Origin of the sequence: Streptomyces sp. 130 (genome assembly GCF_007096885.1) — a bacterium.
Lineage (GTDB): Bacteria > Actinomycetota > Actinomycetes > Streptomycetales > Streptomycetaceae > Streptomyces.
The window spans coordinates 15,977-35,022 of sequence record NZ_VJNO01000056.1 but is presented as its reverse complement, the minus strand read 5'-3'; the positions used below and the strand labels follow the sequence as shown (position 1 = coordinate 35,022).

16 protein-coding genes are annotated in these 19,046 nt (G+C 68.2%); 8 read left to right on the top strand and 8 right to left on the bottom strand.

The window, feature by feature from the left end:
* Positions 1-172: 172 nt before the first annotated feature.
* The gene (locus FKN01_RS32755) at positions 173-688 is read right to left on the bottom strand and encodes a hypothetical protein (RefSeq protein ID WP_185993053.1); all 516 of its coding nucleotides are present in this window, start codon (positions 686-688) and stop codon (positions 173-175) included.
* Positions 685-4,467: a polymorphic toxin-type HINT domain-containing protein gene (locus FKN01_RS30295; RefSeq protein ID WP_185993052.1), complete on the bottom strand. Its 3,783-nt coding sequence runs from the start codon at positions 4,465-4,467 to the stop codon at positions 685-687. Before FKN01_RS30295 ends, FKN01_RS32755 begins: the two co-directional genes overlap by 4 nt.
* Before the next feature lie 467 nt (positions 4,468-4,934).
* Here FKN01_RS30295 and FKN01_RS30290 point away from each other — a divergent pair, with 467 nt between their 5' ends.
* The 3 genes from FKN01_RS30290 (at position 4,935) to FKN01_RS30280 (ending at position 8,472) form a co-directional block, all read left to right on the top strand.
* Positions 4,935-5,465: a hypothetical protein gene (locus FKN01_RS30290; protein WP_143625859.1), complete on the top strand. Its 531-nt coding sequence runs from the start codon at positions 4,935-4,937 to the stop codon at positions 5,463-5,465.
* 230 nt (positions 5,466-5,695) lie between these two features.
* The gene (locus FKN01_RS30285) at positions 5,696-7,750 is read left to right on the top strand and encodes an FG-GAP-like repeat-containing protein (RefSeq protein WP_260697076.1); all 2,055 of its coding nucleotides are present in this window, start codon (positions 5,696-5,698) and stop codon (positions 7,748-7,750) included.
* Between the two features lie 215 nt (positions 7,751-7,965).
* A complete protein-coding gene (locus tag FKN01_RS30280) occupies positions 7,966-8,472 on the top strand; it encodes an ATP-binding protein (protein WP_143625857.1) in 507 nt (168 codons plus the stop codon).
* On the opposite strand, the gene FKN01_RS30275 is transcribed toward FKN01_RS30280, so the two are convergent.
* Together FKN01_RS30275 and FKN01_RS30270 are read right to left on the bottom strand one after the other, a co-directional pair.
* The gene (locus tag FKN01_RS30275) at positions 8,447-8,704 is read right to left on the bottom strand and encodes a Txe/YoeB family addiction module toxin (RefSeq protein WP_143625856.1); all 258 of its coding nucleotides are present in this window, start codon (positions 8,702-8,704) and stop codon (positions 8,447-8,449) included. The two genes, FKN01_RS30280 and FKN01_RS30275, sit on opposite strands and share 26 nt — an antisense overlap.
* Positions 8,701-8,958: a type II toxin-antitoxin system Phd/YefM family antitoxin gene (locus FKN01_RS30270; protein WP_093705888.1), complete on the bottom strand. Its 258-nt coding sequence runs from the start codon at positions 8,956-8,958 to the stop codon at positions 8,701-8,703. Before FKN01_RS30270 ends, FKN01_RS30275 begins: the two co-directional genes overlap by 4 nt.
* Before the next feature lie 162 nt (positions 8,959-9,120).
* On the opposite strand from FKN01_RS30270, the gene FKN01_RS30265 reads away from it, so the two are divergent.
* From FKN01_RS30265 to FKN01_RS30255, 3 genes are all read left to right on the top strand, one after another.
* Positions 9,121-10,695, top strand: a complete 1,575-nt coding sequence (locus tag FKN01_RS30265; RefSeq protein WP_143625855.1) for an FAD-dependent oxidoreductase — start codon at positions 9,121-9,123, stop codon at positions 10,693-10,695.
* A gap of 85 nt (positions 10,696-10,780) precedes the next feature.
* Positions 10,781-11,323, top strand: a complete 543-nt coding sequence (locus FKN01_RS30260; protein ID WP_143625854.1) for a DinB family protein — start codon at positions 10,781-10,783, stop codon at positions 11,321-11,323.
* A gap of 32 nt (positions 11,324-11,355) precedes the next feature.
* Positions 11,356-11,874 carry a proline dehydrogenase gene (locus FKN01_RS30255; protein ID WP_143625853.1) on the top strand — a complete coding sequence of 173 codons (519 nt, stop codon included), beginning with the start codon at positions 11,356-11,358 and terminating at the stop codon, positions 11,872-11,874.
* Positions 11,875-11,918: 44 nt separating this feature from the next.
* On the opposite strand, the gene FKN01_RS30250 is transcribed toward FKN01_RS30255, so the two are convergent.
* Positions 11,919-12,539, bottom strand: a complete 621-nt coding sequence (locus FKN01_RS30250) for a YceI family protein (protein WP_143625852.1) — start codon at positions 12,537-12,539, stop codon at positions 11,919-11,921.
* Between the two features lie 244 nt (positions 12,540-12,783).
* Here FKN01_RS30250 and FKN01_RS30245 point away from each other — a divergent pair, with 244 nt between their 5' ends.
* Entirely contained in the window at positions 12,784-13,323 is a 540-nt protein-coding gene (locus FKN01_RS30245; RefSeq protein ID WP_143625851.1) for a hypothetical protein, read from the top strand.
* A gap of 75 nt (positions 13,324-13,398) precedes the next feature.
* Here the strand turns inward: FKN01_RS30245 and FKN01_RS30240 are convergent, their stop codons facing one another.
* Genes FKN01_RS30240 through FKN01_RS30230 form a run of 3 tightly spaced genes read right to left on the bottom strand, consistent with a single transcriptional unit; the run spans position 13,399 to position 16,918 of the window.
* Entirely contained in the window at positions 13,399-14,154 is a 756-nt protein-coding gene (locus FKN01_RS30240; protein WP_143625850.1) for a copper homeostasis protein CutC, read from the bottom strand.
* A complete protein-coding gene (locus tag FKN01_RS30235; RefSeq protein ID WP_143625849.1) occupies positions 14,151-15,674 on the bottom strand; it encodes a M81 family metallopeptidase in 1,524 nt (507 codons plus the stop codon). Before FKN01_RS30235 ends, FKN01_RS30240 begins: the two co-directional genes overlap by 4 nt.
* A 23-nt stretch (positions 15,675-15,697) precedes the next feature.
* Positions 15,698-16,918: an ROK family protein gene (locus FKN01_RS30230; protein ID WP_260697075.1), complete on the bottom strand. Its 1,221-nt coding sequence runs from the start codon at positions 16,916-16,918 to the stop codon at positions 15,698-15,700.
* A gap of 287 nt (positions 16,919-17,205) precedes the next feature.
* Between FKN01_RS30230 and FKN01_RS30225 the strand changes: the two genes are divergently transcribed.
* A complete protein-coding gene (locus FKN01_RS30225; RefSeq protein ID WP_143625848.1) occupies positions 17,206-19,020 on the top strand; it encodes a peptide ABC transporter substrate-binding protein in 1,815 nt (604 codons plus the stop codon).
* The last annotated feature ends 26 nt before the right edge of the window (positions 19,021-19,046 follow it).

Here is a 19,046-nt window from a genome sequence, read left to right as displayed (position 1 = left end):
GATCGGTCCCGCTCGTGCGGAGGTTCGTACGGCAGGCCCTGCTCGACTGGGCGTGCGAGGGGCACCATGTGGACACCGATGACGTGCTGCCCGGTGTGAGCGCACTCGCGACCAACGCGACGCGGTCCGCCAAGAGCGGGATTCGGTGGACCGCGTCAGACGTACGGCCGGATCAGTCGCTGCTCGCACTTGATGAAGCCAGTACTGTGCAGGCGGAATCCCACCACGGCAGCCCATGCCGTACTTGATCCAGAACTAGGTCAGGGTAGCTGGGCGGAGCCTCGGGGAGGTCGTGGGCCTCCAAAAGGTAGAAATCCGCGCGCTCCCCGCTGACCGAGAGAATGCCGTCTGGGAAGAACTCCAGCTCTAGCCGAAATCCTTCATTGGCAATCTCGTGGGGGCGACTGGAAACTGCAGTGAATGCCATCAGTTTCTGAGACTGCGGCATACCCGACCAGTGAAAAGAACGCAGACCGCGGACCACGAGGAGTGCCGAATTCCCGGACGGATAGTAGGACGCCGTTCGCATATCGAACAGTAGGGCCGCACGGTTCGCGGTCGGGCATACCCTGGAATCCAGAAGCTGCGCATCCTCCAAGGCGTCATCCTCCTTGAACGGGTCCCAGTCGATGGCCTCCGAGGTCGAGCTGAATTCTTGAGAAGTGAAAAGATTTTCTACGCGTCTCATGGGATCTCGATGTGCCAGTAGGGGTCGGCCTTGGTGACGGTTTGTCCTGTGAACGGGTTAACAAACTGACCTCCCTTGTTGATGTAGGTGATGTATCCGTTGGGGTACGGATGTGGCCCACCGGTAGTGGGATCCATGACGCGCACGTACTGCACGCTCTTGTGAAAGTTGTTAGCCTTCGCCTCGGTTTCCTTTATCTCGTATACCCATCCCTTCAGGTTGTTGGCTGTTGCAATTGCTTTTCGGCCCTTCGGGAGCCATAGCTTTTCGCCCTGGGGTCCAACTATGTCGGCGATCAGGCATCGGCTGTTGTGCACCAACACCGGAGTGTCGCCCGCTAGCACATAGTACGAGTGCAGGCCCTCAACGGTGAGGTTGTACGTTCTTGCGTGCTGTCGGAAGAATCTTGTGGCCGATACGGTGACAGTCTCGCCGGCGTCCGTCTGCAACGTCATGCCGGGAGCGAGGTCGACTGCCTCCACCCACTTCTGCTCGGATGCCGACCAGAAGGGATGTTCTTCCGTGGCGGTCAGCGTTTCCACGCCGCGGGGCGTAGCGAGCGTAAGTTCCGTGAAGTATTTGTCGTCCTCAGTGACGATCAGATCGGTGACCTCGTGCGGTCCTGTGTCCTGTGTGACTGGGTCCGTTGCCTTGACCTGGTCCCCGATCTGCACGGACTCGATGTTCTTGGTTGAACCATCGGCCATGAGGACTTTGGTGCCGGTGAGGAAGCACTGGGTGCATTTTTGGGCCATTCGCGCGGCTCGACTGCTGTCGATTGCCCCTTCGACGCCCTCCACGCTCTTCTTGAGAAGTTTGAGCTTTCCGATCGGAAGGAAGCTCAGAGCCGCCACGGAACACTGGCCCAGCTGTGGCTCCTGCACACACTTCTTGGCATCGTTGAGTCCTAGGACTTCCCAGGCGAACTCCTTTATCGTGGGGTCTACCTTGGGCCACACCATTTCTGCCTTGCCGGCTATTGCAGCTCCGGCACAGACCGGCATGGTGTCCCGATTGATCGGGACATAGCACTTAGGTTTGCTTTCCCGTTCCTTTTTGCGCCGTTCTGCGGCAAGGCGACGTGCTTCGGCTTCTTCGGCCTCTCGCTTCGTGACCACGTCCTTCCATGCTGCGGAGGCTTCCTCGTCCGCTTCTGTGGCGCTCTTTCCTGCGGCGATCGCGTCGGCGCGGGCTCGGTCGCTTGCCTCGTTCGCCTCGTAGGCCGAGGTGCGCGCGTACTCCGCCGAGAATTCTGCTTGGGCGGCTGACTCTTCGGCTGCGACGGAGTCCTGGTTCGCGCGGTCGGCGGCGGAGCGCGCAGTGGTCGCGGATGCCTTGGCCTTGTTGGCGCTTGCTTCGGCACGGTCGGCGGCCGAATCAGCGGCGGCTGCATAGCCTTGGGCGTCGTGAGCGCTCTGATCGGCTTCCGCCTTGGCCTGCTCCGCTTCCGCAGAGGCGCCCTGAGCTATATACGCAGCCTGTGCGGCAAGCGCGCTGTTCTTGCGCGCTGTGGCCGCGATTTCCTGCCCCTCGGCGATGAGCCGTTGGACCTGAGCGACGTGTGTGTCGGCAAGTCCGTCCTCGCGGGCGGCCATGTACTGGCCTGCCTGAACGAATTCGTGGAGGGCGTCGATCGGTCCGGCCAGTGCAATCTTGGCCGCTGACTTGACCTCAGGGCCTCCGGCGTTGAACAGGCTGGTAGCGGTCACGCGTTCGTCGGCTTGCTGGGCCGCGTACTGCCCCTTGCTGAGGAAGTCGAGCAGCGCGGTGGGGCTGCCGTCTTCCAGCGCTTCCTGGGCGGCCTCCTTGACTCCGGGGCCGCCGTCGTTGGCGAGTTTGGTGACTTCTACGCGGTAGTCGGTGTTGGCCGCAGTGTGCTGGCCACTTGTGTAGAAGTCGAGTATCTCTTGATCCGTGCCGTCGAGTGCTTGAGTTGCGGCCGTGCGCACGGCTTCGTAGGGGCTGCCTGAGGCCAGGTCGGCCACCTGCTGACGCGCCTCATCGGCGACCGCCTTGTCCCATCCGGTGCGCAGGTATGTGATCACGTCGGTGTCGGAACCGGACAGGGCTTCGGCGGCTGCGTCCTGACGCCAGGATCCGAAGTACTCCATCACTTGCAAGGCCACAGCCCGGCCCTTGACTGCGATCGCAGCCTCGTCGGCGTCCGGCTTGTCGGCCTCGGCGGCCAGAGCCTTGACCTCGTCCTCGATCGCTTGGCCCTCGACGACCGTCTGGGCCACCTCAGCGGTGAAGGTCTCCGCTGTCGTTTTCTGCGTCAGAGCAGCTTCGACCCCGGCGTTGGTGCGGGTGTTGAGGTCCTCGGCCTCAGTTTCGCGGGCGAGGTCGAAGGTCTTTTGTGCGGCGGCCATGGCAGCCGTGGCGCTGTCTGCTGCGGTCTTGGCTGCTGTGGCCTGTTCGGTGGCTTCTGCAGCCTGGTCGGCTGCCTCGCCCGCGTGATCGGCCGCGTCATCCGCGGCATCTGCGGCGTTCTCGGCGTGAGTGGCAGCCGCGTTTGCGGCATCTCGTGCCTCATTGGCGGCGGTAGCTGATTTCCGGGCCAGCGCCTCGGCAGCATTGGCGGCGCGATTGGCTTCGGCGGCGTGACGGCGTGTCTCTGCGGCTGCGGCCCGGGCCTCCGCCGAGGAGCCTCCTGCAGCTGCGGCGAAGTCGGCCGCCTGGTCGGCCGCTGCTGCTGCCTGGTTTGCATTTCCGACTGCGCTGCGCGAGGCAGCGGCTGCGTCGGCGGCTGCCAGGGATGCCTTGCCGGCCTGCTCAGCCGCCTTGGCGGACTTCTTGGCCAGCGCACCCGCCTTGCGGGCCTCGGCGGCCCGGTCGCGAGCTGCTTGTGCTTGGCCCTTGTCCTGGCCAGCGGCGTACGCGGCGCTTGATGCGCGGCTGGCCGCGTCGGCCGCCGCTGCGGCTGCGCTCGCGGTCTGCATGGCGGCCAGTGATGCGCGTCGGGCCGAACGGTTGGCTGCGTTTGCCGCGCCGATCGCCTGCTGTGACGCATCGGCCGCCGCGCGGGCGGCGTCAGCGGCCTGTGCGGCCTTCACCGAGGCACGGTTGGCGTCGTCCTTCGCGGCTTCCGTCTCGGTAGCGGCCTTCTTAGCGGCCTCCTTTGCGAGCGCAGAGGCTGCCACTGCCTTGGCGGAGGCTTCTGTCGCCTCGTCGGTTGCCTTTTCGGCTTCCTTGCCGGCGCTCTCCGCCTGTGCGGTCAGTTGCGCGATAGTGGCGTGTTCCTGGTCGCGGTTGCGCGCGATGAACTGGCCGACGTCAAGAAACTCCGTGATGTCCGCAGGAGTCCCCTGCAGGGCAAGCATGGCGGCCGCCTTCATGTTCTGGCCGCCGAAGTTGTAGAGCTTGGTGACCTCGACTCTGTCGTCGGTCTCCTGCGCATCGAACTGGCCCTCGACCAGGAACTGTTTTACGTCTGCGGCGGTGCCCTGCAGTGCCGCTGTGCCTGCGTCTTGGACTCCCGGACCGCCGTAGTGCACGACCCGCGTAGCTTCCACTCGCTGGTCCTGTTCGAGTGCTGCTTTCCAGCCCTCGTCCAAGAAGGCTTCGACATCCGCTGGTGTGCCTGAGAGGGCCTGCGTAGCGGCTGCGCGCACGGCCGGGCCGCCGGCATTCACGACTCGGGATGCGTCCACACGGTCGTCGACCTGCTGGATGGCAGGCGCGTCCGTGAGGAACTGACGGATCTCGTCGTCCGTGCCAAGGAGAGCCTTCTTCGCGGCCTCCTTAATGCCGACTCCGCCATCGAGCCAGTAGCCCACCACGAGTCCACGATTGGCTGCCGGAACGGGGTCATCTGCTCTCGCAGGGGTGGAGCCCAGAAGTGTCGCTGTCAGCGCGGCCGCGAGCAGGGTGGCGCAGGTGCCCCGGGTTGCAAGCCCCCCAGCCGCCTTCCGCCGATGGGATCTGCTCTGACTTCTCGCCTGTACGAGGCGATATGGATATTTCACCTAATTTTCGTTTCTCTGTGTAGAAGGCTGTTCCCGGATCGACATGCCCAACGCGGTACCGGGGGCTGGTGCGACCACTTGAGGATGCGGTGACGGTGAGGTGTGGTCGTCAAGGGTGCGCACGCGGGGCCTCCGCCCCGGCGTTTGCACAGTTCCGACACGGCTGCCCCGCAGGTGAGCGATGCGTGAGGGCATGCTTGCAGGAACCTTACATGTGCTTTACTTCCGCCAAGCGGAAGGGGTGATTCCGCTATCTCATCTTCACTTGGGGAAGGAAGCGCATGGCGAAATCGCGTGCCCGAAATGCACTTTTGATCGGATTCACTGGCCTGGCCGCGGCGCTGCTCGGGGTCGCCGCGCTGACGTCCGCTCAGGCTGCTCCGCACGACCTGAGTACAGCCGTGCCGTTGGCTGTGGCCGACGGCGAGATGCCGTACAGCGTGGAGGACTTCGCCTACCCGGGGGCTGACGCGCTGCTGGAACAGCGCGGTATCACGCTCAAGCGGGGCGATGGGCACATCGTCCTCACCGACATCACCAGCCTCGGCGAGTGCCGCGATCCTGAAAACATCATGGTTGAGTCGCGCAAGGGGAACTTCTGTTTCCGGACCAACGCGAAGGCCGGCTACCTCACGCTGGAACTGCCTGACACCTTCAGCCTCTGGACGCAGAAGCAACCCGTGCGCGCCACGCTCACCGCCGAAGGTGAGAGCACCGTGGTCAGTGCACCCGCAAACTCTCTCACGGGGGTCGGTGAATCCGGCGACACCGGGCTTCGCTCCGTGCTGGTCGAACTGCGTGTTACGGGCTGACCCAGGCTCGTCCCGCCACTGACTCCCCGGTCAGCAGGCCGTGCACTCCAACTTCACATACAGCTGCCGAGCCGCGTGGGACCCGCGCGCGTGCTCACTGCCTCTGCCGGACGGCCAGTCCCGTATAGCGCGCAGCTCTCGTATCGAAAGACCCAGACATGTCTCGCTCGCGTGCCCGTAGCAGAGCGGCTGTTCAAGCCGCCGCCGTAACAGTCCTGACCGCACTGCCAATGCTCATATCCGCTCCGGCCAATGCTGTTGCCGGAACCTCGACCACCGAATCCAGCTACTCCTTCGCGGTCCGCCTGGACATCGGCGGACAGCGCTCCTGCACAGGGGCGCTGGTAGCGCCGCAATGGATCGCTACCTCAGCCAGCTGCTTCAGCACGGACGCCAGCACCCCGCAGGTCGCCGCTGGTGCCCCGAAGTGGACGACCACCGCCACCATCGGCCGCCCGGACCTGACATCCACCTCGGGGCAGGTCCGTACCGTTGTGGAGCTGGTTCCCCGTGAAGGGCGTGACATCGTGATGGCTCGCCTCTCGCAGCCCACAACAGGCGTCAGTCCCATCACCTTCGCCACAGCAGCTCCCGCCACTAGCGAAGAGCTGAAGGTAGCCGGTTTCGGCCGCACCAAGGACGAGTGGGCACCGACCAAGCTCCACACCGCCTCCTTCACGGTGAACTCCGTCGATGCGACCACTCTGGCCATCACGGGGAAAACTGCCGCAGACGCCATCTGCGCGGGCGACTCCGGAGCGCCGATCGTCCGATCGAAGGCCGGCGGTGGCTATGAACTGGTGGCCTTGGCCAGCCGCTCCTGGCAAGGGGGCTGCTTCGGCAGCCAGGAAACCCGCACCGACGCCATCAGTGCCCGCGTCGACAACATCGTGGGCGGGAACAAGATCACCGCCAACTCTTCCTTGTTGCCCGGGGACACTCTGACTTCCAACTCCGTCCGACTGACCATGCAGGCTGACGGAAACCTGGTCATCATCGCCAACGGAACAGGCACGACACTGTGGTCCACCCACACTGCCGGGCACCCTGGGGCCAGCGCCCGCTTCACCTCGGCCGGCAACCTCACCCTCCTCGACAGTGACGGCACCACCGTCCTGTGGGAGTCGAAGACCTCCGCAGCCGGCGGCGCGGCCGTTCTGCAGGACCGCGGCAACCTCGTTATCTACAACGCCGACAACGAGTCGCAGTGGTCGAGTGGCACCGTCATGCGTCATGACTACGATGGCGACGGCCGCAGCGACATGGCGAGCTGGTACGACTACGCCGACGGAAGCGACAAGATCCACACATTCCTTGCCGACTCGGCCGGCAAGTTCCAGGAGCCGAGAACCGGCTACGAGAAGGCCAAGGGCACCTGGTGGGCGGAGCACATGAAGTTCGCCACCGGTGACTTCAACGGTGATGGCCGCGGTGATGTCGCCGCGTTTTACGGATACGACGACGGCAGTGTCTCCTTGTTCACCTGGCTGGCCATTGGAGACGGCAAGTTCTCCGAGCCCGTCAGTTCCTGGACCGTGCCCGCCGGCCAGTGGACGTGGGACCGCATCAAGGTCCAGTCCGGTGACTTCAACGGTGACGGCCGCGACGACGTCGCGGCCTGGTACGACTACGCTGATGGCGCGGACAAGCTCTTCACCTTCACTTCCAAGGCCAACGGCGGCTTCAACGCGCCGTTCTCGTCGTTCTCCAAGACCAGTGGCTGGACCGCGACCCGGATGAAGTTCACCACCGGCGACTACAACGCTGACGGACGCGACGACATCGGCGTCTTCTACGGCTACGCGGACGGGAATTCCAAGCTCTTCACCTTCACGGCGAAGCCGGACGGTGGCTTCGGTGAACCGCTCGGCGGCTGGGAAGATGCGAAGTGGGGCAGCCCCGACCGCACCAGCGTGCTCTCCGGTGACTTCAACGGCGACGGGCGCGACGATTTCGGCACCTGGTACGACTACGCCGACGGCCATGACGCCGTAGTCAGCTTCAATCCCAGCGGCGCCGACGGGAAGTTCGGCAACCGCACCGAGATCTGGAACGTGGCCGAAGGTCAGTACTGGCGCGACCACATGCAGATCACCACGGGTGACTACAACGGTGACGGCCGTGACGACCTCGGAGCCTTTTACGGCTACGACGACGGCAGCGTCAGAACTATCACCTGGACTGCCAAGGCGGACGGCACCCTCAGTGAACCCGTCAAGAGCTGGACGGCCGCAACAGGCTGGACCTACAACCGGGTGATGCTCTTCGAGCGCTACAGCTCGTAACACCCTCACCAGCGGAAGTCGGACGCGTCCGCCCAGTCTCTGAGACCGGGCGGACGCGTCCGCATGTCTGCGCCGAACCACCGGCACGAGCGTGTTCTCGCCGGCGCGGCGTTGTTCCGCGACATTCGACGTGATGGCTTGTCAGCGGTCGTACATCGACTCCGTACCAGCTGACTCGGTGCACAATCGCAGTGACGTTATGTGACCGTCGTCCTGTGAACGAAACGACTCAACTCCTCGAATTCCGCGAAGCGTTCTACCGCCGGGAGCGGCGATCGGTCCCGCTCGTGCGGAGGTTCGTACGGCAGGCCCTGCTCGACTGGGCGTGCGAGGGGCATCATGTGGACACCGATGACGTGCTGCTCTGCGTGAGCGAACTCGCGACCAACGCGCTCGTACACGGCGTGCCGCCGGGGCGGGGCTACCGGCTGTTCCTGTACTGGGACCGCGCCGAGGCCCGGCTCAGGGTCGAGATCCACGACAGCGGCGACGGTGAGGTCCCGGAGGCGGCTCCGGACCCGGACCCCGCGGCGGAACGCGGGCGCGGCCTGATGCTGGTCGCCGCACTGGCGTCCACATGGGGGGTCGGCGAACGCAACCCGGGCAAGATCGTCTGGTGCGAGTTCGCCGCCCCGGCGGGGTCTCGTCGCCGAGATCATGTGGGCCCCGCCGGTGAGCCCCTTCCGGCACTGGCGGTCAGTAGTGGTCGCGGGCCTGGATGATCTCCAGGCCGCCGGAGTCGGTGACGCGGTAGACCAGGCGGCGTTCCTGTGTGATGCGGCGGGACCACCAGCCGGACAGGTTCCCCTTCAGCGGCTCGGGCTTGCCCCTGCCTTCGAAAGGGGTCCGTTTGATCTCTTGGATGAGGTCATTGACCCTGCGGAGCGTCTTGCGGTCGGTGTCGGCCCAGTGGGTGTAGTCCTCCCACCCGTCGTCCGAGAACGACGTCTTCACGCGTCCTCCGTGTCGATCAGGTCTCGTACCGTGCCGTGTCCGGCATCCATCTGCTCGATGGAGCGCATGAGGCGGGCGGCGTTGCGGGGGGAGCGCATCAAGTACATCGTCTCCTCCCAGGCGTTGTAGTCCTCCTCGGACATGATCACGACGGTGCCCGCCTTCGACGTGACGCGCTCCGGTGCGTGGTCTTCGGTGACGCGACGGATCAGACCGAAGAAGTCCTTCCGCGCTTCGCTTGCGTTGATGGTCATGGGTTCCTCCTGTGCGTGTCGCCAGCTCCATGAAGACGTACTTAAAACGGTACTAAATGTGTACGCTATTCGGTACGTCGTGTCTTCTTTGCCGCACCGGCAAGGATGTTTGCCGTGGCGGCGGGCGGGGCCCACCATCTTCCGTAGATGGAGGAGGTTCGCATGAGCGACAACACGCAGATGTACGACGTAGTGGTGATCGGCGGCGGGGCCGCCGGGCTCAGTGGGGCGCTGGCCCTCGGGCGGGCGCGGCGGTCCGTGCTCGTGATCGACTCGGGGAGTCCGCGCAACGCGCCCGCGTCGCACGTCCACAACTACCTCGGCCGCGAGGGCACCCCGCCCGCCGAGCTGCTGGCCATCGGCCGGGAGGAAGTCGCCGGGTACGGGGTCGAGGTCGTGACCGGCGAGGTCACCGTGGCCGAGCGGTTGCCGGAGGACGCCGGATTCCGCATCGTGCGCGCGGACGGGACCGCCGTCACGGCGCGCCGGCTGCTGGTCACGACCGGGCTGACCGACGAGCTGCCGGCGATCCCGGGCCTGGCCGAGCGGTGGGGGCACGAGGTGCTGCACTGCCCGTACTGCCACGGCTGGGAGGTGCGGGACGAGGCGATCGGCGTCATCGCGGTCAGCCCCATGGCCGTGCACCAGGCGCTGCTGTGGCGGCAGTGGAGCAAGGACGTCACGCTCTTCCTGCACCAGGGGCCCGAGCCGTCCGACGAGGAGTACGAGCAGCTCGCGGCGCGCGGCGTCGCGGTCGTGGACGGCGAGGTCGCCGGGGTGGAGGTGAGCGGCGGCCGGCTGACCGGCGTCCGGCTCGCGGGCGGCCGGGTGGTCGAGCGGGCCGCCGTGGTCGTCCAGCCGAGGTTCACGGCACGCTCCGGCGTACTGGAGAGCCTGGGGCTGCGGCCCGTACCGCTGGAGATGGGCGGGCACACCATCGGCTCGTACATCGAGGCGGACCCGGCCGGCGCCACGGCGGCGGCCGGGGTGTGGGTCGCCGGCAACGTCACCGGCCTCATGGACCAGGTGATCGGCGCGGCGGCAGCCGGGCTCAAGGCGGGCGCGGCCATCAACGGGGACCTCGTCACCGAGGACGCCAAGCGTGCCGTGGAGGCCCGCGAGGCGCCCTCCGACGCGGAGATGTGGGACGACCGGTACCGCGAGAGCGACCGCATCTGGAGCGGGAAGCCCAACGCCGTGCTCGTCCGCGAGGCCGAGGACCTGGCGCCGGGCCGGGCGCTGGACCTGGGCTGCGGGGAGGGCGCGGACGCGGTCTGGCTGGCGGGCCGGGGCTGGCACGTCACCGGGACGGACATCTCGCGCGTGGCGCTCGCCCGGGCCGCCGAGCACGCGGCGGAGGCCGGGGTCGCCGACCGGGTGGACTGGCAGTTCCACGACCTGGGCGCCACCTTCCCCGAAGGGGCGTACGACCTGGTCTCGGCGCATTTCCTGCACTCCAAGGGCGACCTGCCCCGCGCGCGCATCCTGCACCGGGCAGCCCGCGCGGTCGCCCCGGGCGGGGTGCTGCTGATCGTGGGGCACGCGGGCTTCCCGGCCTGGGACGACCACCACGCCGACATGGAGCTGCCGACCCCGGACGAGGTGCTGGCCCAGCTGGAGCTGCCGGAGGGGGAGTGGGAGGTGCTGCTCAGCGAGGAGCACGAGCGCGTGATGAACGACCCGGACGGCAACCCCACCACCCGAACGGACAACGCCCTGAAGGTCAGGCGGCGTTGACCGCGCGTACAGGACCGGATCTGACCTAATGCGCTCGTACTGTCATTCCTGACGGCGGAACAGGAACGACGGAAGGCAGCACATCATGAACGCCAATGAGACGGCCACCGCGAACACCAGTTCGAACGAGCGGGCGGACCTCCTGGAGGCGCTGGGCAAGCAGCGGCACTTCCTCCGGTTCACCACCCGCGACCTCACCGACGAGCAGGCGGGGGAGCGGACGACGAAGAGCGAGCTGTGTCTCGGCGGCCTCATCAAGCACGTCACCTCGGTCGAGCGAGGCTGGGCCGCGTTCATCGTGCAGGGTGCCGCCGCGATGCCGGACTTCACCGCGATGACGGAGGCCGACTTCGCCAAGCGGGCCGACGAGTTCAAGATGCTGCCGGGCGAGACGCTGGCGGGCGTGCTGGACGCGTACGAGGAGGTGGCGGCGGCGACCGACGAACTGGTCGCCTCGCTGCCGGACCTGGGCGCCGCGCACGCGCTGCCGAAGGCCCCCTGGTTCGACGGGGACGCGAAGTGGTCGGCCCGCAGGGCGCTGATGCACATCATCGCGGAGACCGCGCAGCACGCCGGCCACGCGGACATCATCCGGGAGTCGTTGGACGGTTCGAAGTCCATGGGCTGAGCGCGTCGGGGAGCGGCGGCACAATGGCGCGCATGGATGCCGAAGTCGCCGCGCTGATAGGGGCCGCCGTCGGCTCGCTCGCCACGCTGGGGGCGGCCTTCGTCACCGGGCGGGCGGCGGCCCGCTCCCAGTACGACCAGTGGCGCAGGCAGCACCGCAGGGACGCGTACGTGGCGTACCTGGGGGCGCTGCACGACCGGGACATCGCTCTGGACGCCGTCTTCGAGGCGTTGCGGCCGCAGCGGCCCGACCTGGCGGCGGTGGACGAGCGGGTGGCGACGTTCGTCGGCCTGGCCCGCGAGGTGCACCGGGCCGCCGAGGTCGTCCTCGTGGAGGGGCCGCCCGTCATGGTCGCGGAGGTCGACCGGGTGGGCCGGGCGTCCGGCGAGCGCGCCGAGGTCATGCGGCGGATGGTCGCGGACGCCCGGGCCGGCGACACCACGCACAAGGCCGTGCACACCGCGCTGGCCGCCCGGCGCGACGAGGCCCTCCACCAGTCGGTGAAGGGCCTTCGCGCTGCCGCCGCGCGGGTGCTGGACGCGCCGCGCTGAGCGGGCTGCGCCTGCGGGGCGGTCTTGTCCCGCCGATCAGGGTCCTACGCCTGCGGGGCGGTCTTGATCGCGGAGATGTCGAAGTTCAGCTTCACCTTGTCGCTGACCATGACCCCGCCGGTCTCCAGCGCCGCGTTCCAGGTCAGGCCCCAGTCGGAGCGCAGGATCTCGGCGCTGCCCTCGAAGCCGACGCGCTCGTTGCCGTAGACGTCCTTCGCGGAGCCGTTGAACTCCAGGTCGATGGCGAGCGGGCGGGTCACGTCCTTGATGGTCAGGTCGCCGGTGACGCGGTACGTGTCACCGCCCAGCTGCTCGGCGGAGGTCGAGCGGAACGTCATCAGGGGGAACTTCTCGGCGTCGAAGAAGTCACCGCTCACCAGGTGGCCGTCGCGGTCCTTGATGCCGGTGTCCACGCTGGCGATCTTCACGTCGATCGAGGCGGTGGAGTTGGCCGGGTCGCTGCCGTCCAGCTTGAGGGAGCCCTCGTGCTCGGCGAAGGAGCCGCGTACGTTGGTGACCATGGCGTGACGCACGGTGAAGCCGATGCTGCTGTGCGCGGGGTCGATCGTGTAGTCGCCCGTGAGAGCGGCCAGGGCGGGGTCGACGTCGGCCGTGGTCGTGGCGGCGGCAGCGGCGTCGTCGGACTTGCGGTTGAACAGAGCCATGGCTCCTCCTCGGGGACCGGGCCGAGCGGACTCGACCTGTTGTTTAACCTTCAACGACATTCACTGTAGACCCATCTTGTTCAAAGTTCAACATCTGAGGTGGAGGTTGTCGACGCCGGGGCCGTCAGCCCCTCGGGCCGGTCTCATCCGTTCGGGCGGCGTTGCTCCACACCCTCTGGCGACGCGCGTAGAACTCGGGCACCATCTTTCTTGCCCCTTTGTCATGCACAGAAGGAGTCCCCCCATGGTGCTCGATGCGCCCCGCATCTCCCGGATGACGCTGCGCCCCGTCCTGACCGCGCTCGCCCTCGTGCTCGGCGTCCTCTTCGCCCCCGGCTTCGGCGTGGTCAGCGGCTCGACCGACGCGTACGCCGTCACCAAGCTCACCCACAGCCAGGCGACCGCCCGCTTCAGCTCGTCCGGCATCACCTGGTCGTCCTCCGGCGGCTGCTCCAACCGGAATGTCTCCACCTGCACCTCCTTCGACCAGCTCAACCTGGCGACCGCCCAGGGCGCCCAGACCCTGAAGAGCGCCACCGGCTGCGCCCTGAACATCACCGGCGGCACGGAGACCGGGCACGCGAGCGGCACGTACTCGCACTGGAACGGCTACAAGCTCGACTTCAGCAAGACCACCTGTCTCACCAACTACGTGAAGAGCGCGTTCAGCTACATCGGCCTGCGCGGTGACGGCGCCCCCCAGTACAAGTCCGCCTCCGGCAACATCTACGCCGACGAGGGCAACCACTGGGACGTGACCTACTACAACTGCGGCGGCTGCTGACCGCTCGCACGCCCCCGTACGCGACCGCGCCCCCACCCTTGCCGGATGGGGGCGCGGTCCTGCGAGCGGCGACGGTCAGCCCAGGTCCTCCAGCGCCCGGCGCGCCCGCGCGACGACACCGGGGTCGGTGACGAAATGGGTGTCCTGCTCGGCCGACGTGCCGCCCGCGCCCATCGGAACCCAGGTCGTGCCGGGCCGGCGCGGCGCGCGGACCTTGGCGGAGAGGTGGACGGAGGCCACGCCGGCGGCGGCGAGGGCCGGGATGTCGCCGAGGCGGACGCCGCCCCCGGCCATCACCTCCACCCCCGGAGCGGCGGCGGCCATCGCGGCGATCGTCGCCAGTCCCTCGGCCGCGGCGGGGGCACCGCCCGACGTGAGGACCCGGGTCAGACCGAGCGAGGGCAGCAGCGCGGCGGTGGCCACCGGGTCGGCGGACTGGTCGACGGCGCGGTGCAGGGTCACGTCCACCGGACGCCCCGCGGCCCGGGCCGCATCGGCCAGCCGGGCGACCGCCGGGACGTCGAGGGTGCCGTCGGCGTTGAGCGCGCCGACGACCACTCCGGCGGCGCCGGAAGCGATCACGGACCGGGCCTCGGCGGCCATGAGGTCCAGCTCCTGCGCGTCGTGGACGAAGTCACCGGGCCGGCACCTGACGAGGACGTGCACGGGCAGCCCCTCCGCCGCGACCGCCTCGACCAGCGCGGCGGACGGGGTCACGCCGCCCAGTTCGAGCGCGGTGCAGAGTTCGACCCGGTCGGCGCCGCTCTCCCGGGCGGCGCGGGCGCCTGCCGGTGAGGTGACGGCGATCTCCAGCGCGGGACGGACGCTCACTCGTCCTCCCCGGTGAGCGGCTGGTCGGAGGCGGGAATGATCCGGGCCGACAGATCCGGGTCCGCCATGTCGCGGTCGAAGGGGAACATCGGGCGGCGGATGCGGTGGTGGCCCAGGCGCACCAGGTCCTGGTCCACGCCGCCGGGGGTGAGCGCCATCTTCCAGCCGACCGACATGTCGAAGAGTTCGGGCTCCAGGTAACCGATCTTCACGATCACGATGTCGGCGCCCCGGGGGTCGAGGCCGAGATCGGTGAAGTCGTGCTCGTGGTGGTACGGCTTGCGGAGCTCGGTGAGGATCGCGTACACACTGCCCACCCGGATCACGACCTCGGTCCGCGCGTCCCGGTCGCCGTGCCGGACGGAGTGCACCGTGCCGGTCAGGGTCACCGGACCCGCGTGCCGGTCGTCCACCTCCGCGCCCGCGGTGACCGTGACGGTGGCGCCGACCCCGGCGGCGACGGCCGTCGCGACGGCGTCCGGCCCGGGCACCGAGGCGTAGATGACCGTCGGGCCGTCCTCCTCCTGGAACTCGGGGCGGGCCAGCAGCCGGGTCAGCCCCCAGGTCACGTCACCGGCACCGCCCGCGGTCGGGTTGTCCCCGGTGTCGCTGATGAAGTAGGGGCGCTGGTCGGACGCCAGGGCCTCGTCCAAAATGCCGTCGAACGTGCCGGTCGGGGCGACGAACTCGAAGTCGTGGCGGGCCTTCCAGAACCCGTGGGCCAGTCGCTCCGCCCCCGCCGCCACGGCCGCCCGGTCGGGTCCGGTGACCACCACCGCGGCGCGGTTGCGCGGCTCGTCGGCCCACGCGTAGCCGACCCAGATGGCGGCGTCGGTCACGCCGTCCACGGCCTCGACGTCGTCCACCGCCGCGTACACGCTCTTCGCCGGTTCGATCCGGGTCGAGGTCTGTTCGCCGGCCAGCAGCACCGGTACGGGCACCCATGCCTTGACGGGGCGGGGGGCGCCGGAGGCCAGCAGCTCCACCAGGTTGCGGACGGCCCGTTCCTTGGTCTCCATGTGGTCCTCGTGCGGGGCCATCCGGTAGCACGTGATCAGGTCGCTGCCGTGGACGAGTTCGCGCGAGACGTTGCCGTGCAGGTCCATCGACGTCGAGATGACGACGTCGGGGCCGACGGTGGCGCGGATGCGTTCGAGCAGGACCGCCTCGGCGTCGGTGACGCCCTCCACGGTCATCGCGCCGTGGATGTCGTACCAGAGGCCGTCCGGGCGGGGCAGCGCGGCGAGCCGTTCGATCAGCTCGTCGGTCAGCTCCCGCCAGGCGTCGGCGGTGACGGTGCCGCCCGGCAGCGACTTGCCGACCAGGGCGCCGTGCCAGTCGGCCGCCTCGCGCAGTTCCTCACCGGGGGCCAGGAACGGGTAGCGCTCCAGCACCTCGGTGCCGCGCGAGGGGTGGAAGGCGGCGGCCCGGGTGCGGGCGGGGGAGAAGGTGGAGGACTCGATGCCGAGCCCTGCGATGGCGATGACCGGGCGGGATGCTGCGGTGCGGGATGGCGACATGGCTCCTCGTAAGGGGTGGGGCGTCAGAGCGGGCTGGGGGCGAGCGACTCGAACCGGCCGGTTCCGCCGACCTCGTGCAGGGCGTGGGCCAGGGCTTGCTGCAGGGCGAACTGCCCGGCGCCGACCAGTCCGGCGTCGGCGCCGAGCCGCGTCCGTTCGATGGTGAGGTGCTCGGTGACGAGCGGGTGACAGCTTTCGTAGAGCCGGCTGCGCACGGCGGCGACGAACTGTTCCAGGGTCGAGAGGATGCCGCCGAGATAGACGGCGCCAGGGTTGAAGAAGTTGACGTTGGCGGCCAGGACCTGTCCCAGGTAGTCGCCCGCCCTGCGGACCGTGCGCGTGGCCAGCGGATCACCGTCCAGGGCCAGCCGGGCCACGTCCTCGGGACTGTCCACGTCCGCGCCGCGCTCGCGCAGGATGCGGACCAGCGCGGCCCCGGACGCCACGGTCTCCAGACAGCCGGTGTTGCCGCAGGAGCACGGGATGCCGGCCCCGGCGTCGATCCGGATGTGTGTGATGTCCCCCGCGGCGCCGGTCGCGCCGCGGTAGAGGCGGCCCTCGGCGATCACACCGGCTCCGATCGCGGACCCGATCTTCACCATGATGGTCTGCCCGGGCCCGTCGAGCCGGACGGTGTGCTCGCCGACCGCCATGCAGTTGGCGTCGTTGTCCACGACGGCCGGGACGCCGAAGCGTTCTCCCAGCCAGGCCGCGACCGGGAAACGGTGCCAGCCGGGCATCCGGGACGGCCGGACGACCGACCCCGACGCGATGTCCACCGGTCCGGGCAGCGAGAGCCCGACACCGCGCAGGCGGCCGGCCTCGCGCTGTCCGGCCAGGGCCTCCAGGGCCTCGGCCAGCCGCGGCAGGGCGGCCTCGGGCCCGTCGGCGATCAGGAACGGGACGGTCGAGACATCGGCCAGGCCGCCGCCCGGGAGCACCACGCCGATCCTGGCGTGCCGGCCACCGAGGTCTGCGGCGAGGGCGAAGTCGTCCCGGCTGCCGATCCTCAGCGCCTTGCGGGGGCGTCCGCCGGTGGAGGTCTGGGTGCCCTCCTCCGCGACCAGACCGCGTTCGACCAGATGCCCCACGGCCAGCGAGATGGTGGAGGCGGCGGCCCCGAGGCGTTCGGCGAGTTCGGCCCGGGACGTCGCCTGGCCCGATGCGATGAGTTCCAGGACGCGCACGGCGAGGGACGGGGTCCCCTTCGTGGCCTTGCGGTCCCACGCACTTATTCCAGTCATGTACAAAGTTACTTCCGCAACGGGTGTGTGGCGGAGACGATACGCCCGCGCTTCGCACAGGGGAACAGTGCCATGAAGGAAGTGTGCCGGGCCGTGAAGTCCCCCAGTGCAGGGCAAATCGCCCCAAATCAGCGGAAGAAATGGGGCAAGAGGGCTTTCGTCGAAAGTGCAGTAACTTACTTGTTATTCATTCTTGTTTGTTTCTTCGATGGCGGCGGCGTTAGCTGTCGTGAACGCAGCGCCGACCCCCCCGAGCGGCTGCGGGCCCTTTCGATCCGAGGAGTGTCATGATCCTTACCCGCACGGTGCGCAGCCGTCGCTGGGCCCTCGCCGCAGGTGCTGCCACCACGGCCGCCGTTCTGCTGTCGGGCTGTTCCGGCGGGGGCGCGAGCGCGTCCGGCTCCGGTTCGTCGGACAGCATCAACTACGCGCTGCCCGCGAACTTCACGCCGAACTGGATTCTTCCGGTCGGCAACGCCGCCCACCTGAACACCAACAACTCCTCCATATCCCAGTCCCTCTGGGAGCCGCTGATCGCGTACGACGGCTCCACCGGCAAGGTCGGCTGGAACAAGGACAACTCCCTGGCCACCGCCGCCGACTTCGCCGAGGACGGCAAGAGCGTCACCATCACCCTCGGCGACCGGCACTGGAGCGACGGCGAGCAGATCACCTCGCGCGACGTGCAGTTCTGGTTCAACCTGGTCAAGGCCAACAAGGAGGACTGGGCCAGCTACAGCCCGGGCAAGGCGCCGGACAACTGGACCGCGCTGAAGATCGTCGACGACACGCACTTCACGCTCACGTTCGACAAGGCGTACAACACGCAGTGGATGCTCGCCAACGAGCTGAGCATGATCCGCCCGATGCCGCAGCACGTCTGGGACAAGACCGGCGACGCCGGCAAGGTGTCCGACCTCGACCTCACCCCCGCCGGCGCCAAGAAGGTCTGGACGTACCTCAACACGGCCGCGAAGAAGATCTCCGGTTACGCCACCGACCCGCTCTGGAAGACGGTCAGCGGTCCGTACACCATCAAGTCGTTCTCGACCGCCGGCAAGGTGCAGCTGCTCGCCAACGCCAAGTACGACGGCGGCGGCAAGGCCGGCATCAAGACGGTGAACCTGCTCCCCTTCACCACTGCGGACGCCGAGGAGAACGCGCTCCGGGCCGGCACGGTCGACTACGGCTACATCAACGCCACCAACCTCAGCCAGGAAGCGTCCTTCAAGGCCAAGGGCTACACCCTCAAGCCGTGGGCGGGCTGGGCGATCACCTACATGCCCTACAACTTCAACAACCCCACCATGGGGCCCGTCTTCAAGCAGCTCTACGCCCGCCAGGCGATCCAGATGTCGGTGGACCAGAAGACGCTGTCCGAGGTCATCTTCAACGGCACCGCCGTCCCCACCTACGGGCCCGTCCCGCAGGGCCAGACCTCCTCCTTCATCTCCGCCGAGCAGAAGAACAACCCGTACCCCTTCTCCACCGCCAAGGCGAAGAAGCTGCTCACCGACCACGGCTGGACCGAGCAGAACGGCACCATGGTCTGCACCCGCCCGGGCAGCGGCGACGACCAGTGCGGTGCCGGGGTGGACAAGGGCACCAAGTTCCAGATGCAGGTGCTGTCGCAGTCCGGCTCGACCGTGACCGACAACATGATGAGCGCGCTCCAGTCGTCCTTCGCCAAGTCCGGCATCGGCTTCAGCATCAAGACCGCCCCGGTCAACTCGGTGCTCTCGCAGGCCGGTGAGTGCACCGCCGACCAGCCCGGCTGCAAGTGGCAGCTGTCCTTCTTCGGCAGCGCCGGCAGCTGGTACTTCCCGGCCTACCCGAGCGGCGACTCGCTCTTCGCCACCGGCGGCGGCTCCAATTTCGGCAGCTACTCGAACCCGGACGTCGACAAGCTGATCAGCGAGACCACCACCGACTCATCCGACGCCGCCATGCAGAAGTACAGCGCCGCGCTGACCAAGGACCTCCCGGTCATCTGGCTCCCGGAGCCCGACTACCAGGTCTCCGTCGTCAAGAAGGGCCTCGGCGGCTTCGCCCAGGACTCCCTCGCCAACTTCCACCCCGCCATGTGGAAGTGGACCAAGTGACCCCGGTCGCCCACCACGCGCATCAC

Excerpts from the sequence above, each read along its gene's own strand:
- FKN01_RS32755 (WP_185993053.1), bottom strand. The coding sequence starts at position 688 with ATGAGACGCGTAGAAAATCTTTTCACTTCTCAAGAATTCAGCTCGACC.
- FKN01_RS30290 (WP_143625859.1), top strand. The coding sequence starts at position 4,935 with ATGGCGAAATCGCGTGCCCGAAATGCACTTTTGATCGGATTCACTGGC.
- FKN01_RS30285 (WP_260697076.1), top strand. The coding sequence starts at position 5,696 with ATGCTCATATCCGCTCCGGCCAATGCTGTTGCCGGAACCTCGACCACC.
- FKN01_RS30270 (WP_093705888.1), bottom strand. The coding sequence starts at position 8,958 with ATGACCATCAACGCAAGCGAAGCGCGGAAGGACTTCTTCGGTCTGATC.
- FKN01_RS30265 (WP_143625855.1), top strand. The coding sequence starts at position 9,121 with ATGAGCGACAACACGCAGATGTACGACGTAGTGGTGATCGGCGGCGGG.
- FKN01_RS30260 (WP_143625854.1), top strand. The coding sequence starts at position 10,781 with ATGAACGCCAATGAGACGGCCACCGCGAACACCAGTTCGAACGAGCGG.
- FKN01_RS30255 (WP_143625853.1), top strand. The coding sequence starts at position 11,356 with ATGGATGCCGAAGTCGCCGCGCTGATAGGGGCCGCCGTCGGCTCGCTC.
- FKN01_RS30250 (WP_143625852.1), bottom strand. The coding sequence starts at position 12,539 with ATGGCTCTGTTCAACCGCAAGTCCGACGACGCCGCTGCCGCCGCCACG.
- FKN01_RS30245 (WP_143625851.1), top strand. The coding sequence starts at position 12,784 with ATGGTGCTCGATGCGCCCCGCATCTCCCGGATGACGCTGCGCCCCGTC.
- FKN01_RS30235 (WP_143625849.1), bottom strand. The coding sequence starts at position 15,674 with ATGTCGCCATCCCGCACCGCAGCATCCCGCCCGGTCATCGCCATCGCA.
- FKN01_RS30230 (WP_260697075.1), bottom strand. The coding sequence starts at position 16,918 with ATGACTGGAATAAGTGCGTGGGACCGCAAGGCCACGAAGGGGACCCCG.
- FKN01_RS30225 (WP_143625848.1), top strand. The coding sequence starts at position 17,206 with ATGATCCTTACCCGCACGGTGCGCAGCCGTCGCTGGGCCCTCGCCGCA.